The organism is Candidatus Karelsulcia muelleri, assembly GCF_003214255.1.
In the GTDB taxonomy this organism is placed as follows: domain Bacteria; phylum Bacteroidota; class Bacteroidia; order Flavobacteriales; family Blattabacteriaceae; genus Karelsulcia; species Karelsulcia muelleri_B.
Map to the genome: position 1 here is coordinate 113,171 of NZ_CP029011.1, position 17,728 is coordinate 130,898.

11 protein-coding genes and 1 tRNA gene are annotated in these 17,728 nt (G+C 23.4%); 11 read left to right on the plus strand and 1 reads right to left on the minus strand.

Features of this window, described 5'->3' with window-relative positions; all coding sequences use genetic code 11:
• Entirely contained in the window at positions 1 to 975 is a 975-nt protein-coding gene (locus DDE61_RS00580) for a zinc-binding metallopeptidase family protein (RefSeq protein WP_110476762.1), read from the plus strand.
• On the opposite strand, the gene rbfA is transcribed toward DDE61_RS00580, so the two are convergent.
• Positions 972 to 1,352 (minus strand): 30S ribosome-binding factor RbfA, encoded by a 381-nt coding sequence (rbfA, locus tag DDE61_RS00585; protein WP_110473198.1) that lies wholly within the window; start codon positions 1,350 to 1,352, stop codon positions 972 to 974. The two genes, DDE61_RS00580 and rbfA, sit on opposite strands and share 4 nt — an antisense overlap.
• Positions 1,353 to 1,435: 83 nt before the next feature.
• Here rbfA and pta point away from each other — a divergent pair, with 83 nt between their 5' ends.
• From pta to carB, 10 genes are all read left to right on the plus strand, one after another.
• Entirely contained in the window at positions 1,436 to 2,434 is a 999-nt protein-coding gene (pta, locus tag DDE61_RS00590) for a phosphate acetyltransferase (RefSeq protein WP_110476763.1), read from the plus strand.
• Positions 2,431 to 3,627: an acetate/propionate family kinase gene (locus DDE61_RS00595; RefSeq protein WP_110476860.1), complete on the plus strand. Its 1,197-nt coding sequence runs from the start codon at positions 2,431 to 2,433 to the stop codon at positions 3,625 to 3,627. The genes pta and DDE61_RS00595 overlap by 4 nt, the downstream gene beginning before the upstream one ends.
• A 4-nt stretch (positions 3,628 to 3,631) precedes the next feature.
• The gene (mnmE, locus tag DDE61_RS00600) at positions 3,632 to 5,008 is read left to right on the plus strand and encodes a tRNA uridine-5-carboxymethylaminomethyl(34) synthesis GTPase MnmE (RefSeq protein ID WP_110476764.1); all 1,377 of its coding nucleotides are present in this window, start codon (positions 3,632 to 3,634) and stop codon (positions 5,006 to 5,008) included.
• 19 nt (positions 5,009 to 5,027) lie between these two features.
• Positions 5,028 to 5,102 (plus strand) — tRNA-Val (locus DDE61_RS00605).
• Between the two features lie 42 nt (positions 5,103 to 5,144).
• Positions 5,145 to 9,491 (plus strand): DNA polymerase III subunit alpha, encoded by a 4,347-nt coding sequence (gene dnaE, locus DDE61_RS00610; RefSeq protein ID WP_110476765.1) that lies wholly within the window; start codon positions 5,145 to 5,147, stop codon positions 9,489 to 9,491.
• 94 nt (positions 9,492 to 9,585) lie between these two features.
• The gene (locus DDE61_RS00615) at positions 9,586 to 11,331 is read left to right on the plus strand and encodes an argininosuccinate synthase (protein WP_110476766.1); all 1,746 of its coding nucleotides are present in this window, start codon (positions 9,586 to 9,588) and stop codon (positions 11,329 to 11,331) included.
• Positions 11,324 to 12,295, plus strand: coding sequence for an N-acetyl-gamma-glutamyl-phosphate reductase (gene argC / locus DDE61_RS00620; RefSeq protein WP_110476767.1), 972 nt, complete (start codon positions 11,324 to 11,326; stop codon positions 12,293 to 12,295). The genes DDE61_RS00615 and argC overlap by 8 nt, the downstream gene beginning before the upstream one ends.
• A gap of 9 nt (positions 12,296 to 12,304) precedes the next feature.
• A complete protein-coding gene (locus DDE61_RS00625; protein WP_110476768.1) occupies positions 12,305 to 13,450 on the plus strand; it encodes an aspartate aminotransferase family protein in 1,146 nt (381 codons plus the stop codon).
• On the plus strand, positions 13,440 to 14,534 hold the full coding sequence (gene carA / locus DDE61_RS00630) for a glutamine-hydrolyzing carbamoyl-phosphate synthase small subunit (protein WP_110476769.1): 1,095 nt from the start codon (positions 13,440 to 13,442) through the stop codon (positions 14,532 to 14,534). Before DDE61_RS00625 ends, carA begins: the two co-directional genes overlap by 11 nt.
• A complete protein-coding gene (gene carB, locus DDE61_RS00635; RefSeq protein WP_110476770.1) occupies positions 14,531 to 17,722 on the plus strand; it encodes a carbamoyl-phosphate synthase (glutamine-hydrolyzing) large subunit in 3,192 nt (1,063 codons plus the stop codon). The genes carA and carB overlap by 4 nt, the downstream gene beginning before the upstream one ends.
• The last annotated feature ends 6 nt before the right edge of the window (positions 17,723 to 17,728 follow it).

The following is a 17,728-nucleotide window of genomic DNA, read 5'->3' on the forward strand; positions in this document are numbered from 1 at the left end:
ATGTATAAAATATGTAAAAAATCAGAATTTTTTTTATATAAATATTTATATGCTTCTTCTTTAGTGGAAGAAGAAGTTTCTTCTCCAAGAATTTGGAAGAATTATATAGAACAATATTCAGATTCAATTGAAACCGATAATTATGGAACCGTTATAGGAATAATAAATAAATATAATTCGTTTAAAATTGTAATTGAAGCTCATGTAGAGGCAAGACAATGGTATATAAATTATATTTCAGATGATGGAATCATTTATGTTGCTTGTGTTGATAAGAAAATTGCACCTTCCAAACGTGTGAATATTCATACTAAAAATGGAATTATTGATGGAGTTTTTTTTTATAAAATTTATGAAAAATTAGGAAATTTTTTTTTGATAGATATAGGGGCTTCTACTTTAAAAGAAGTAGAAAATTTGGGAATTAATGTAGGTTGTAGGGTTACTTCTCAATATGATTTTTTTATATTGAATAATAAATATTATGTAGGTAGTGCCCATAAAATTTGTGGATTTATTATAGCCGAAGTAATGAGATTAATAAAAAAAAATAATGTTTTATTACCATATGGGTTATATGTTATAAATACTGTAAGAAAAAAAGAGACTACCCCAGCTAATATAGTTATAAAAATTGATGTATGTAATGAGACTTATCCTTTGATGAGGAATAAAAAAATAAATGGAGAGATAAAATGCGGATTAGGACCAGTAATAAATTATTCTCCATCAATAAACAATAATTTACGTGAAAAAATTATATTTATTGCTAATAAAAATAATTTATCATTTCAAAGACTGGTAAACAATCAAGATTATTTTTCGAGGGGAATTTATGCTTTAATCTCTATTCCAATTCGTTATAGGTATACAACAGTAGAAATGGCTATAAAAAAAGATATAGAAAATTGTATTAATATAATGTATGAAACATTAAAAAATATAGATCCTTCCGAAAAGTTTAATTATTTTTAAATTATTTTTTTTCTCTTAAGAGGATTTTCTTCTTTTCCTAGAAGGGCTTTATTGATTTTCTCTATATATTCTAATGAATCATCTATATAAAAAGAGAGATTCGGCATTTTTTTAAAATGAAATCTTAAATTTTGAAATAAAATTTTTTTATAAAATTTTGATTTTTTATTAATTTTTTTAATTAAAGAATATTGATTTTTTTTTGGAAAAAAACTTATAAAAATTTTTGCTAAACTAAAATCAGAATTGAGAATTACTTGAGTAATGATTATAAAAATCCTATGAGGAGAATAGATTAATTTTCGATTAAATATTGAAGAGATTTCTTTTTTTATTAATATAGCAGCTCTTTTATTTTTAAGACTAGATAAAAACATAAATTAAATTTAAGATTTTTATTTCTTTATAAAGTGAAAGAAGAAAATGTAGAACAAATATTAAAAAATGTATAAATTAAAAAATGTATATTACTCCACAAAAGTTTAAAAAAAAAATTTTTTTTATAAGTAAAAATGCACAAAAACATATAGTTTTACCTGAAGGAGAGGAAGAACGTATTATTATAGCTGCATCAATTTTTATATATAATAAACTTGGAAAGTTAACTTTATTAGGTGATAAAAAAAAAATTAAAAAGAAAATTAAAAATTTAAATTTATTTTGGGATGAAAAACAAATAAAAATTATAAATCCTAAAAATTCTATATATTTAAATGAATTTGCTGAAACTTTTTATGAATTAAGAAAAGAGAAAGGGATTAAATTTGAAGAAGCAAAAGTTCTTATTTCAGATTTTTCATATTTTGGAACTATGATGGTTTATAAAGGAATAACTGATGGAATGGTTTCAGGAGCAGTGAATACTACTGCTAAGACAGTTAGGCCAGCTTTACAGATAATAAAACCTAAAATAGGTATAAAAACTGTATCATCTATGTTTTTTATGTTATTACAAAAACGTGTAATAATATATTCAGATTGTGCTATTATTTCTACACCGACATCAGAACAATTAGCTGAGATAGCAATATGTTCAGCAGAAACTGCTAAATTATTTGGAATAAAACCTAAAATTGCAATGTTATCATATTCATCTGGCAATTCTGGATTGGGAAAAGAAGTAGAGAAAGTTAGAAAAGCGACAGAGATTGTGAAATACATTAATCCTAGTCTTAGAATAGATGGTCCGATTCAATATGATGCTGCAGTAGAGAAAAAAATTTGTAAAAACAAATTACCTAATTCCAAATTAGAAGGTAAAGCTAATATATTTATTTTTCCTGATCTGAATTCAGGTAATAATACTTACAAAGCAGTAAAACATGAAACTAAATCGATTTCGATTGGACCAATATTGCAAGGATTAAAAAAACCTATTAATGATTTAAGCAGAGGATCTACTGTAAAAGATATATATAATACTATTATTATTACTTGTATACAAGCTCAGAAAAAATGAAATTATTAATATTAAATTTAGGAAGTTCTTCAATTAAATATCAATTATTAGAAAATAAGAAATTTTTGATAAAAGGATTAATAGAAAGAATTGGAATGTCTGGAAGTAGAATAAAACAGATTGTTTTGAAAAAACAAATTTTAAAAAAAAGTATTTTAAATAAAAAAATAGAGAATCATTTTTTAGGGATAAAAAAAATGAAAAATTTATTATGTGATGAAAAGGTGATTCCAGAGGAAATATATGCTATAGGTCATAGAATAGTTCATGGAGGTTATTTTTTTAGGAAACCTACAATAATTTCAGATAATGTAAAAAAAAAAATAAAAAAACTTTTTAAGATAGCTCCTATACATAATTATATTAATTATATGGGAATAAAGATTTCTGAAAAAATTTTTAAAACTTCAATTCAAGTAGCAGTATTTGATACTGAATTCCATTCTACAATTCCTAAAAAATCTTATTTATATGCAATTCCAGATGAATTTTATTTAAAACATTATATTAGATCCTATGGCTTTCATGGAATTAGTCATAAATTTGTTTCCAAAACAGCTATACAGTATTTAAAAAATAAGAAAGTGAAATTAATTACTATCCATCTAGGAAATGGATCAAGTGTAACAGCTATAAATTCTGGAAAATCTGTAGAAACGTCTATGGGATTTTCTCCAAATAGTGGATTAATAATGGGGACTAGATCTGGGGATATAGATAGTAATATTATTTTTCATGCTTTAAAAAAAGGGTTTAAAATAGATGAATTAATTGAAATTTTAAATAAAAAAAGTGGAATGTTGGCATTATCAGGTTATAGTGATATGAGAGATATAAAAAAAAAATATGAAAAAGGAGATAAAAAAGCAATATTAGCATATGAAATGTATGCTTATAGAGTAAAAAAATATATAGGAATATCTATATCTGTAATGAATGGGGTAGATGCATTAATATTTACTGGAGGAATAGGAGAAAATGATATTTTAATGCGGAAACTGATTTGTAAAGATTTAGATTTTTTTGGAATAAAATTAGATAAGAAAAAAAATAATTTTAATTTTATTAATGAAAAGAAAAATGTCATTGAAATTCAAAAAAAAAAGAATAAAGTGAAAATTCTTGTTATTAAAACGAATGAAGAATTCCAAATATCAGAAGATATTTTATTTATTTTAAAAAAAAAGAATTAATTAAATGTTAAAAGAGAAGGATACTATAGTAGCTATAGCTACTCCTAGTGGCTATGGAGCAATTGCTGTTATACGAATGTCAGGAAAGAATTCTATAAAAATTATAAATAATATATTTGTTTCTATTTCCTTAAAAAAAAAATTATCTGAAAATTCTATAAATTTAGGATTTATTAAAATTAAAAAAAAAATTATTGATAAGGTATTAATTTTGGTTTTTAAAAAACCAAAATCATATACTGGAGAAGATGTAGTAGAAATTTCTTGTCATGGTTCTATGTATATACAAAATAAAATTTTGTCAATAATTATTGACCAAGGAGCAAGATTAGCAAATCCTGGAGAATTTACTTTCCGTGCTTTTATTAATGGAAAAATAGATCTTTGTCAAGCTGAATCAATACTAGATCTTGTAAATTCAGAAACACTTTTTTCTCATGAATTGGCTATTAATCAAATGCGGGGCAATATTTCGAATATAATAAAAAACTTAAGAAAAAAAATAATCGATTTGTTATCATTAATAGAACTTGAACTAGATTTTTCTGAAGAAAATTTATTTGTATTAAATAAGAGAGAATTCCAAAAAATTTTAGATAATATAATAAAAAAAATTAATGATCTAATAAAATCATTTAAAATAGGAAATGCATTAAAAAATGGAATATTAGTATCTATAATAGGATGTACTAATGTTGGCAAATCAACTTTATTTAATAAAATATTGAAAGATGAAAGATCAATAGTATCTAATATTGCAGGGACCACTAGAAATTATATAGAAGAAAATTTGATTATAAATGGGATAAAATTTCGTTTTATAGATACAGCCGGAATAAATAATAAAACAAAAGATTATATAGAAAAATTAGGAATAAAAAAAACATATAAAAATATAAAAAAATCTGATTTAATTTTATATGTCTTTGATTGTTTGAATGAAGAAATTCTAATGAAAAATTTAAAATCTTTACAAGAAAAATACCCGAAAAAAAAAATATTTATTTTAATAAATAAATATGATTTAATTAAAAAAAAAATAAATTTAAGAAATTATCAAGATAAAGATATATTTCATATATCAGCTAAATATGGATATGGGATAAAGAATTTATTAGATGAAATTACTTTTTTTTCTAAAAAAATTACTTCTTTAAAAGAAAATTCTATAATAATTACTCAAACAAGACATTATGAAAATTTGAAAAAAGCTATTTTTTATCTTTATAAAGTGAAAGAAGATTTAGAAAAATCAATTTCCCCAGAATTTTTATATATATCTTTACAGACAGCTTTAGAGTGTTTAGGCCAAATAATTGGTGAAGTGACTAATGAAGATATCCTATCAAATATTTTTTCGAAATTTTGTATTGGAAAATAAATAATAAAATGTGAAAAAAGGGTGATTAGCTCAGTTGGTTAAGAGTATCTGCCTTACAAGCAGAGGGTCACTGGTTCGAATCCAGTATCACCCACTTCCCCACTTGGAAATGTATAGAATAATTAAATAAAATATTATGTATATAATATTCGATACAGAAACGACAGGATTACCTAAAAATTATAATGCACCAATAATTAATTGGCCACGTTTAGTAAGACTATCATGGTGCTTATATGATGAAAACTTAAAATTAATAGAACTGAAAGATTACATAATTAAACCAGAAGGTTTTGAGATTCCTTTTAACTCAACTAAAATACATGGGATAAGTACAGAAGAAGCCCTGGAAAAAGGATATAAAATAAATTTTGTATTAGAAAAATTTAAGATAAGAATAAAAAATTATAAATTTTTAATTGGTCATAATATTTATTTTGATCTAAAAGTATTATGTGCTGAATTTATTAGATTAAATAAAATACATGATTTATATAAAAAAAAAATTATTGATACTAAAGAAAAATCTATTAATTTTTGTGCTATAAAAAGAGGAAAAGGAAAATTGAAATGGCCTACATTAACAGAACTTTATAAAAAATTATTTAATGATACATTTATTGCTCATGATTCGAAATCAGATGTATTAGCAACTTCCAAATGTTTTTTTGAATTATTACGTATTGGAATAATATCACTGAAGAATGTTAATAAAAAATTATTAAAAATTAATATTAAGAAAATTAATTTATCTAAAATTAAAAATTTGAATTTTAAAAAATTAAATTTTGAAAAAAAATTATTGAAAAAGAAATATTTTTCACATATTCATAATCATACTTATTTTTCAATTTTGTCTTCAACAATTGATATAAATTCTTTAATTAAAAAAACTATAGAATATGAGATGGATGCAGTAGGAATAACGGATTATGGAAATATGATGGGAGTTTTTAATTTGATGAATAAGATTAAAACTATTAATGAGAGTGAAAAAAAAAAAATAAAACCAATTATAGGATGTGAATTATTTATATCAGATAATTATTTAATAAAAAAATTTACTAAAAAAAACCCTGATAAAATTTATCACCAAGTTTTGGTTGCAAAAAATAAAAATGGTTATGATAATTTATCAAAATTATGTTCTCAGGGATTTATAGATGGATATTATTCAGGAATTCCTAGAATTGGAAAAAATTTAGTGGAAAAATATAAGGAAAATTTAATAGCAATTAGTGGAGATTTAAATTCTGAAATTCCATTGACTTTATTAAAGAAAGGAGAAAAAGAGGCAGAAAAAGTATTTAAATGGTGGCATAATTTATTTAAAGACGATTTTTATATTGAAATATTAAGGCATGGTTTAGAAGAAGAAGATCATGTAAATAAAATTCTTATAAAATTTGCAAAAAAATATAAGGTAAAATTTATTGCACAAAATAATAATTTTTATCTTGATAAAAAAGATGCTAATGCACATGATATTTTATTATGTGTAAAAAATTGTCAAAAGCAATCTATACCTATAGGTAAAGGAAAAGGATTTCGTTTTGGATTTCCCAATCAAGAATTTTATTTTAAAAAGAAATTACAAATGTATAATATTTTTTCAGATATCCCGGAAGCATTTGAGAATTTAAAAGAATTAATAGAAAAAGTAGAAGTTTATGATATTTCAAATCCAATTTTATTACCAAAATTTGAAATTCCTAAGAAATGGAGAAAAAAAGATTGTAAATCGAATGATATTCATTATGAAAATGAATATTTAAAATATTTAACCTATAAAGGTGCTAAAAAAAAATTTTCTCATTCTCATTTAAATGATTTTTCTCATTCTCATTTAAATGATTTTTCTCATTCTCATTTAAATGATTTTTCTCATTCTCATTTAAATGATTTTTCTCATTTAAATGATTTTTCTCATTTAAATGAGCAAATAAAAAAAAAAATTGAATTTGAACTTGAAACTATAAAAAAAATAGGATATCCTGGATATTTTCTTATAGTACAAGATTTGATTTTGCAAGCAAAAAAGATAGGTGTTGAAGTAGGGCCTGGAAGAGGTTCTGTGGCTGGATCTGTTGTGGCTTATTGTATAGGTATAACTAAGATAGATCCAATCAAATATAATCTTCTTTTTGAGAGATTTTTAAATCCTGATCGTGTTTCTCTACCTGATATTGATATTGATTTTGATGATAAAGGTCGTGAAAAAATAATTCAATGGGTAGTTAATAAATATGGAAAAGATAACGTGGCTCAAATAATAACATATGGAAAAATGGGAGCAAAATCTTCAATAAGAGATACGGCTCGTGTTTTGAATCTTTCTTTAGAAGAAACAGACAAAATGGCAAAAATGGTCCCTACTAATTTCTCTCTAAAAGAGATAATTACAAAAGATATAAAAGATTTAAAAAAAATTTTAAAATTTGAAGAATTAAAAAATGTAATAACATTAAAAAAAATTTTTAAAGAAAAAAATACTTTACAAGCTAAAACGCTGAAACAAGCGATGGGAATTGAAGGTTCTGTTAGGAACACTGGAATTCATGCATGTGGAATTATAATTACCCCTTCAGATATTAAAAAATATATACCTGTTGCTAAAACTAAAGATTCTAATTTGTTATTAACTCAATTTGATAATGAGGTTGTAGAAAAAATGGGTTTATTAAAAATGGATTTGTTAGGGTTAAAAACGTTGACTATAATTAAAGAAACATTATTTCTAATTAAAAATAGAAAGAAAAATATAAAACTAGAGAATATCCCTCTTGATGATGAAAAAACTTATGAATTATTTAAAAATGGAGAAACAGTGGCGGTTTTTCAATATGAATCTCATGGAATGCAAAAATATCTGAAACAATTAAAACCAGATAAATTTTATGATTTAATAGCTATGAATGCTTTATATCGTCCTGGCCCAATGCAGTATATTCCTAATTTTATAGCACGGAAACATGGACAGGAAAAAATATCTTATGATCTTCCTGAGCTTAAGGAATTTTTAAAAGAAACTTATGGAATAACAGTTTATCAAGAACAAGTGATGTTGATATCACAAAAAATATCTGGATTTAGTAAAGGAGATGCAGATTTGTTAAGAAAAGCTATAGGTAAAAAAGAAAAAAATCTATTATCGAATATGAAAAAACAATTTATAGATGGTGGAAAGAAAAATGGTTTTTCAAGCAAAATTTTAGAAAAAATATGGAAAGATTGGAAATCTTTTGCCTCATATGCTTTTAATAAATCTCATTCGACATGTTATTCATATATAGCTTTTCAAACAGCTTATCTAAAAACACATTATCCAGCTGAATATATGGCATCAGTATTAAGCAATAATATGAAAAATATAAAAGATATTTCGTTTTTTATTGAAGAATGTAACCGAATTGGAGTAATAGTACTTGGACCTGATATAAATGAAAGTGATTATAAATTTACAGTTAATAAACTGGGATTTATTCGATTTGGGATTGGAGCTATTAAAGGAATAGGAGAATATTCTGTGAAATCTATTCTGAAAGAAAGAAAAAAAAAATATAATTCTATATTGGGATTAATTAAAAAGGTGGATTTACGTTTAGTGAATAAAAAAGTTTTAGAAAATTTAGTGGTTTCAGGAGCTTTTGAGAATTTTAAGATTCAGAGATCACAATATTTTTATGAAGAAAATGGATCAAATATGATTGAAAAAATTATAAAATTTGGGGTAAAATACAAAAAAATAAAAGAGAATATTAAAAACTCACTTTTTAAGAATATTAAAGATATAGAAATTTTAAAACCAAACTTTAAAAGTTGTAAAAATTGGAATTTATTTGAAAAATTAAAGAAAGAAAAAGAAGTAATAGGAATGTATCTTACTTATCATCCATTGAATGAATATAAATATGAAATAAAACATTTGACTAATGCCACAATAGAAGATTTAAATTTTAATAAAGAAAAATTTATTGGAAAAAAAATTAATATTTGTGGAATAATCTCGAAATCATTAAATTTATTAAAAAATAATAAAAATTATATAATTTTTATTTTAGAAGATTATAAATCTAAAAAAGAATTTAAACTTTTTAGAGAAAATTATGAAAAATATAAAAATATTATTTATGAGAATAATAGAATTTATATGAAATTAGAAATTAAACAATTTAAAAAGAAAAAGAAAATAAAATATATTAAAATTCTTAAAATTTTAACCCTAAAAAAAGTATTAACTTTACTATCTAAAAAAATAGAGATTTTTATTGACATTAATCAATTAAATGATTCTTTTGTAAAGAATTTGAAAAAATTAATTTCTAAGAATTTAGGCAGTAAAAAATTACAGATTACAGTTTATGATAAAAAAAATAATTTAAATATAAAATATTATTCAAATAAATATTTGATAAATATAAATAAGAATTTTTTAGAATCCCTTAGGGATGGATATAAACTTAACTATAAAGTGACTTTCTAATTTATTTCTTTTGATCTCTTTCTCTTTCTCTTTCTCTTTCTCTTTCTCTTTCTCTTTCTCTTTCTCTTTCTCTTTCTCTTTCTCTTTCTCTTGAATGAACCTAACCGTTAGAAGAGCTAATTATGATGATAAAAAATATGCTGATATTATCTGTAAACAGATAGAATATTCTGCAAAAGTTAGAGGTACTGGTATATCAAGAAGAGATCCTGAATATATTAAAAAAAAAATGGTGGATGGATTTTCTGTTATCGCTTTTTTTAATGGAAATTTAGCAGGATTTAGTTACTTTGAAGTATTTGAAAAGAAAAAGTTCTTATCTAATTCTGGACTAATTGTATTTCCTAAATACAGGTTCCACGGATTAGCTAAAATGATGAAATTAAAAATATTTAAATTATCAAAAAAGAAATTTCCTAATTCAAAAATCTTTAGTATTACTACTAGTCCTGCAGTAATAAAGATTAATACCGATTTAGGGTTTAAGCCGGTATTATTTAGTGAGTTAACTAAATCTGAAACATTTTGGAAAGGATGTAAAAGTTGTACAAATTATGAGATTCTTCTTAGAAAGAAAAAAAAAATGTGTTTCTGTACAGGATTATTATATGATCCAAAATATAAAAAAAAAGATTTATATTTAGACAAAGGAGAAAAAATATTATTAGCATATAGTGGTGGATTAGATACTTCATATTGTTTAAAATATTTAACTAATAAAGGATATAAAGTAATAACTATTATAATAAATACTGGAGGATTTAAGAATAAAGAGCTTGAATTGATTGAAAAAAGAGCTTTAAAGATAGGAGCTATTTATCATTATTCTATTAATGCTAAGGAATATTATTATTATAAATGTATAAAATATTTAATATATGGAAATATACTGAAAAATAATACATATCCTTTATCTGTTAGTTCAGAAAGATTTTTTCAAGCAATTTTAATTGCCGAATTTTCGAAAAAATTAAATGTAAAAGCTATTTCTCATGGAAGTACAGGAGCAGGAAATGATCAAGTTAGATTTGATTTAGCCTTTAAAATTTTATGTCCTGAGACAGTTATAATAACTCCAATAAGAGAGAAAAAATTATCTAGAAAAGAGGAAGTCGATTTTTTAGAAAGGAAAGGGCTCACAATTTCTTGGAAAAAAGCTAAATATTCTATTAATAAAGGAATTTGGGGCACTAGTATAGGAGGTGAAGAAACATTAAACTCATCAACATCATTACCTGAAGAAGCTTATCCTTCAAAATTATCTGAAAAGAAGAAAAAATTTTTAGAATTAGAATTTAAAAAAGGAGAATTAATATCTATTAATAAAATTAAAGATTTAAAATTAAACAATATTCTGAAAATTGAAAAAATATCGTCTAAATTTGCTATAGGAAGAGATTGTCATGTAGGAGATACTATTCTTGGAATAAAAGGAAGAGTAGGATTTGAAGCGTCAGCCGCTTTATTAATAATAAAAGCACATCAACTTTTAGAAAAACATATTTTAACTAAATGGCAAATTTATTGGAAAGATCAGTTGTCAAATTGGTATGGAAATTTATTACATGAAGCACAATATTTAGATCCTATTATGCGTGATATAGAGTGTTTTTTTAAAAATTCTCAAAAAAGAGTAAGTGGAAAAGTAAAAATTTTATTAAATCCATATAGATTGGAATTAATAGGAATTGAATCAGAATTTGATATGATGAAATCTAAAATTGCTAAATATGGTGAAATGAATAATGACTGGACAAGTGATGAGGTAAAAGGATTTATTAAAATTTTTGGAAATCAAATGAAAATTTATCATAATATAAAAAAAGAATATTATGATTAAGATAGGGATTATTGGTGGGGCTGGATATACTTCAAATGAATTAATTAAAATACTTAATAATCATCCAAAAGTTGAAATAAAAAATATAGTAAGTACTACTTATCCAGGAATTCCAATAGAAGAGATACATCAAAATCTTATAGGTGAAATGACTAAACGATTTAGTAGGAAAATAACTGATGATATTGACTTATTATTTCTTTGTATAGGTCATGGGCAATCGAAAAAAATTTTAAAAAATATTTGTGATAAAATAAATGTAATTGATTTAAGTAATGATTTTAGAATGAATAATAATTCTATATTTCAAAAAAGAAGATTTAAGTATGGATTACCTGAATTAAATAAAAAGATTTTAAAAAAAACAAAGAATATTGCTAATCCAGGATGTTTTGCAACAGCTATACAATTAGCAATTTTGCCTCTTGCAAAGAGCAATTTATTAAAAAAAAATATACATATTAGTGCTATAACTGGATCGACTGGTGCTGGGAGAATGAATAATGAGAAATTAAATTTTAGTTGGAGAAATAATAATATATCAACATATAAGGTTTTGAATCATTCCCATATAATGGAAGTGAAACAAACTATAAATCAATTACAAAAGAAATATAATGGAAAAATTTATTTTATACCATATAGAGGTTGTTTTTCGAGAGGAATAATATCAACATTATATACTAGGATAGAACTTTCATTTGAGGAAATAAAAAAATTATATTATAATTTTTATAAAAAAAATCCTTTTATTTTTATTTCTGAAAAAGAAATACATTTAAAACAAGTTATAAATACCAATAAATGTATTATTAATTTGAATTACTTTAAAAAAAAAGTAATAATCACTAGTATTATTGATAATCTTATCAAAGGAGCATCAGGACAAGCTGTTCAAAATATGAATATTATGTATAATTTGAAAGAAACCTGTGGGTTAAAATTAACTCCTTTGGGAGTATAAAAAGAGAAAATGAATTTATTCAAGGTTTATTCTATTCTAGATATAGAAATAATTAAAGGAAGAGGAATATATCTTTATGATAATAGGAATAAAAAATATTTGGATTTTTATGGTGGACATGCTGTCATTTCAATTGGTCATTCTCATCCGAAATTCGTAAAGAATCTTAAAAAACAAATAGAAAAAATTTCTTTTTATTCTAATTCTATTAAAATACCTGAACAGGAAAAATTAGCTAATATGCTTATAGAAATGTCAGGATATAATGATTATAAAGTTTTTTTATGTAATTCAGGAGCAGAAGCAAATGAAAATGCAATTAAAATTGCGTCTTTTAAGAATAAAAAAAAAAAAATAATAGCATTTAAAAAATCTTTTCATGGAAGGACTAGTGGGGCAATTGCCATTACAGATAATTATAAAATTATTTCTAATTTAAATTTACAACATGAAGTAAAATTTTTTACTTATAAAGATCTATTTCGTTTAGAAAAAGAATTAAAAAAACAAGATACTTGTGCTGTCATTTCAGAAGGAATACAAGGGATAGGAGGAATAATTGATCCAGGAATAGATTTTTTTAAAAACCTATATTTTTTATGTAAAAAATATAATACTATTCTTATATTAGATGAAATTCAAAGTGGTTATGGTAGAACCGGATTATTTTTTGCACATCAAAATTCTGGAATTAAACCAGATATAATTACTATTGCTAAAGGCATGGGAAATGGATTTCCTATAGGTGGAGTAATTATTCATCCTAAATTTAAACCATTTAATGGAATGTTAGGAACTACATTTGGGGGAAATTATTTAGCTTGTTCTTCAGGAATTTCTGTTTTAAACATTATAAAAAATGAAGGTCTTATATATAATGCAAAAAAAATGGGCAAAAGATTGATTCATTCTTTAAAAGAAATTGATGAAATTAAAGAAATCAGAGGAAGAGGACTTATGCTTGGACTGAAGTTTAAGTTTCAAATAAAAAAATTAATAAATATTTTAATAAAAAATGAAAATATTTTTGTAGGATCTTCTTTAAAGAAAAAAATAATAAGATTATTACCTCCTCTGACTATAGAAGAAAAACATATAAAAACCTTTATTTTAAAATTAAAAAAAGCATTGTATTATTTAAAAAATGATAAATAAAAATGCCAAATTGATTTTGGAGGATGGGAGTATTTATGAAGCTTATAGTTTTGGGGATGAAAAATCATCAGCTGGAGAAATAGTTTTTAACACCTCTATGACTGGTTATAATGAAAGTTTAACTGATCCTTCTTATAAAGGCCAAATATTAGTTTTTACTTATCCATTAATTGGAAATTATGGAATTCCTCCAATAAATTCATATAAAAATAATATAAAAAAATTTTATGAATCAGATAAAATACATGTTTCTGGATTAATTACATCTTATTATTCAGATTATGAATTTCACTGGAATATGGAAAAAACATTATCAGAATTTTTAAAAATTAATCAGATAGTAGGTATATCTGGAATAGATACAAGATCACTAACAAAAAAACTTAGAAAGAAAGGTACTATGTTCTGCAAAATAATCATATCAGATGAAATTACAGATAATTATTATTTAGGAGATTATTATTTAGGAGAGAAAGTTTCTATAAAAAAAAAAAATAAAAAAAAGATATATGGAAATGGAAAATATAAAATATTACTTATAGATTGTGGAGTAAAAAATAATATTATTAGATGTTTTTTAGAAAGAAATTGCACTGTAATAAGAGTTCCTTGGAATTATGATTTTTTAAATGAAGATTATGATGGATTATTTATTTCTAATGGTCCAGGAAATCCTAAGGAATATAAAACTACAATAACTAATATTAGAAAAGTTTTAAAATTTAATAAACCCATATTTGGAATATGTTTAGGAAATCAATTATTAGGTCTGGCAGCAGGTTTTGATACTCATAAACTTAAATATGGTCATAGAAGTAATAATCAACCTGTAATTTTATCAGGAACTAATAGGTGTTTTATAACTTCACAGAATCATGGATATGTAATAGATTCAAAAAAAATTCCAAATGGATGGAAAATTTTTTTTAAAAATTTAAATGATAATACTTGTGAGGGATTAATAAATTATGAAAAATTTTTTTTTTCCGTTCAATTTCATCCCGAAGCCTCAAGTGGACCTATTGATACTCAATTTCTTTTTGATGTATTTTTGAATTTTATAAAATTGAAAACTAATAAATGAAACTAAAAAAAGTATTAGTAATAGGATCAGGTGCCTTAAAAATAGGAGAAGCAGGAGAATTTGATTATTCTGGCACACAAGCTTTAAAAGCTCTGAAAGAAGAAAAGATATTTACAATATTAGTAAATCCTAATATAGCAACAGTTCAAACATCAGAAAAAATAGCTGATAAAATTTATTCATTACCTATTACACCTTTTTTTGTAGAAAAAATAATAGAAAAAGAAAAACCACAAGGAATATTTATTTCATTTGGTGGTCAAACAGCTTTAAATTGTGGAATTGAATTATTTAAAAATGGTGTTATGAAAAAAAACAATGTAAAAGTTTTAGGAACTCCTATATCATATATTATTAAAAGTGAAGATAGGGATATTTTTAGACAGATGTTAATTAAAAGAGGCATAAACATTGCTAAAAGTATAGCTGTAAATTCTATAGATGAGGCTATAAATGCATCTAAGGAAATCGGTTTTCCTTTGATAATTAGATCTGCTTATGCTCTTGGGGGCTTGGGCAGTGGATTTGCTAAAAATGTATATGAATTAAAAAAACTTTCAAGTGTAGCATTATCTTATTCTTATCAAATTCTTATAGAAGAATCCCTGAAAGGGTGGAAAGAAATTGAATATGAAGTTGTAAGAGATAGTTATGATAATTGTATTACTGTATGTAATATGGAAAATATAGATCCTATAGGAATCCATACTGGAGATAGCATTGTAGTAGCTCCCTCTCAAACATTAAATAATCTAGAATATAATAAATTACGATCTATTTCTATAAAAATAGCTAGATATTTTAATATAATAGGTGAATGTAATGTTCAATTTGCTTTGTCGAATAATTCAGAGAAATATAATGTGATTGAGATAAATGCTCGTTTATCAAGATCAAGTGCGTTAGCTTCTAAAGCAACAGGATATCCTTTAGCTTTTATAGCAGCTAAATTAGCATTAGGATATGGATTACATGAATTAAAAAATACTGTAACTAAATTAACATCTGCATTTTTTGAACCAGCTTTAGATTATATTGTTTGTAAAATTCCCCGTTGGGATTTAAAGAAATTTGAGGGTGTATCAACTAAAATTGGAAGTAGTATGAAAAGTGTAGGTGAGTTAATGTCTATAGGGGGGTCTTTTGAAGAAGCCTTCCAAAAAGGACTTAGAATGTTAGATCTAGGATTAGATGGGTTTATAAATCCATTAAAAAAAATAAAAAAGATAAAATCAGTAATAAAAATTTTAAAAGATCCTAAATATTCTAGAATAGAAGTTATTGAGGATGCATTTGAAAATGGATTATCAGTAGATAATATTACAAAACTTACCAAAATAAATCCTTGGTTTATTTCTAAATTAGAAAATTTATTTAAAACTAAAAAAAAAATAAAATTTTTTGATAAAAAAAATCATATTCCATATGAATTATTATTTCAATCTAAAAAACAAGGATTTTCAGATAATCAAATTTCCGGACTTATATCTTCTTCAATTAATGAAATACCGAAAATATCAAATGATATAAGAAAATATAGAAAAAAAAAAAAGATAATTCCCTTTACAAGGCAAATTGATACCTTAGCCTCTGAATATCCATCAAAAACTAATTATTTATATTTAACATATAATGGATCGAAACATGATGTTTCGTATTTTGAAAAAAAAAAATCAATTATAATTTTAGGATCAGGAGTATATAGAATTGGGAGTAGTGTTGAATTTGATTGGTGTTGTGTGAGTGGATTATCTTTTATAAAAAAAAAAGGATATCGTTCAGTAATAATAAATTATAATCCAGAAACAGTAAGTACAGATTTTGATGTATGCGATAGATTATATTTTGAAGAACTTAGTTTAGAAAGAATATTAGATATAATAGAATTAGAAAATCCTTATGGAACTGTTATTTCTCTGGGTGGGCAAATTCCAAATAATTTATCATTAAATCTTTATAAAAAAAAAGTAAATATATTAGGTACTTCTCCAATTAATATAGATGAAGTAGAAGATAGATTTAAATTTTCTAAATCTTTAGATAAATTAAAGATTTTTCAACCAAAATGGAAAGAATTAACTAATATTTATGATGTTTATAATTTTATAAATTTAGTAGGTTTTCCCATTATTATTAGACCTTCTTATGTTTTATCTGGAGCTGCTATGAAGATTGTTTTTGATAAAAAAAATTTAGATTTTTTTTTAAAAAAAGCGATTACTATATCTCCTAAATATCCTATTGTAATAACAAAATTTATAGAATCTGCAAAAGAAATTGAATTAGATGCTGTTGCAAACAATGGAAAGATTATATATTCTGCTATTTCAGAACATATAGAATATGCAGGTGTTCATTCTGGAGATGCAACATTAGTATATCCTCCTCAAAATCTTTCATTAAAAACTATAAAAAAAATAAAAATTATTTCAAAGAAAATAGCTAAAAGATTTAAAATATCAGGTCCATTTAATATACAATTTTTATATAAAAAAAACAAAATTAAAGTAATTGAATGTAATTTAAGAGCTTCAAGAAGTTTACCTTTTATCTCAAAAGTATCAAATTTTAATATTGTAGAATTAGCAATGAAAGTTCTTTTAAAGAAAAAAATTTGTTATAAAAAAATTCCTAATTTTTTAACAATTGATTATGTAGGGGTAAAAGCTTCACAATTTTCATTTTCTCGGCTTGAAGGTGCAGACCCAATTGTAGGTGTAGATATGGTTTCTACAGGAGAAGTAGGATGTTTAGGATATAATCTGAATGAAGCTATAATCAAATCTATGTTATCTGTTGGATATAATATTCCAAAAAAAAATATATTTTTTTATATAAATTCTCTGAAAGAGAGAAGATTAATGTTAAATTATATAAAATTATTAATTATAAATAATTATAAAATTTATTGTAATAAAAAGACTTGGAAGTTTTTTTTAGAAAAAAAAATTGACTGTGAAAAAATTGATGAGATTAATATAATTGAAAAGATAAAATCAAAAAAAATAGATCTTATCATTAATATTCCTTATAAAAACAAAAAGAAAAAAAATGATTATTTAATTCGACGTGCAGCTATAGATTTTAATGTTCCTTTATTAACTAATAAATGTTTAGCAAAAGTTTTTATAAAATCGTTTTGTGAAATAAAATCATTGAATATGATGGAGATTTCCTCCTGGAGGTAGAATTTA

What these genes read in the sequence shown, in the direction of transcription:
- DDE61_RS00580 (WP_110476762.1), top strand. Translation starts at nt 1, where the DNA reads ATGTATAAAATATGTAAAAAATCAGAATTTTTTTTATATAAATATTTA.
- rbfA (WP_110473198.1), bottom strand. Translation starts at nt 1,352, where the DNA reads ATGTTTTTATCTAGTCTTAAAAATAAAAGAGCTGCTATATTAATAAAA.
- pta (WP_110476763.1), top strand. Translation starts at nt 1,436, where the DNA reads ATGTATATTACTCCACAAAAGTTTAAAAAAAAAATTTTTTTTATAAGT.
- DDE61_RS00595 (WP_110476860.1), top strand. Translation starts at nt 2,431, where the DNA reads ATGAAATTATTAATATTAAATTTAGGAAGTTCTTCAATTAAATATCAA.
- mnmE (WP_110476764.1), top strand. Translation starts at nt 3,632, where the DNA reads ATGTTAAAAGAGAAGGATACTATAGTAGCTATAGCTACTCCTAGTGGC.
- dnaE (WP_110476765.1), top strand. Translation starts at nt 5,145, where the DNA reads ATGTATATAATATTCGATACAGAAACGACAGGATTACCTAAAAATTAT.
- DDE61_RS00615 (WP_110476766.1), top strand. Translation starts at nt 9,586, where the DNA reads ATGAACCTAACCGTTAGAAGAGCTAATTATGATGATAAAAAATATGCT.
- argC (WP_110476767.1), top strand. Translation starts at nt 11,324, where the DNA reads ATGATTAAGATAGGGATTATTGGTGGGGCTGGATATACTTCAAATGAA.
- DDE61_RS00625 (WP_110476768.1), top strand. Translation starts at nt 12,305, where the DNA reads ATGAATTTATTCAAGGTTTATTCTATTCTAGATATAGAAATAATTAAA.
- carA (WP_110476769.1), top strand. Translation starts at nt 13,440, where the DNA reads ATGATAAATAAAAATGCCAAATTGATTTTGGAGGATGGGAGTATTTAT.
- carB (WP_110476770.1), top strand. Translation starts at nt 14,531, where the DNA reads ATGAAACTAAAAAAAGTATTAGTAATAGGATCAGGTGCCTTAAAAATA.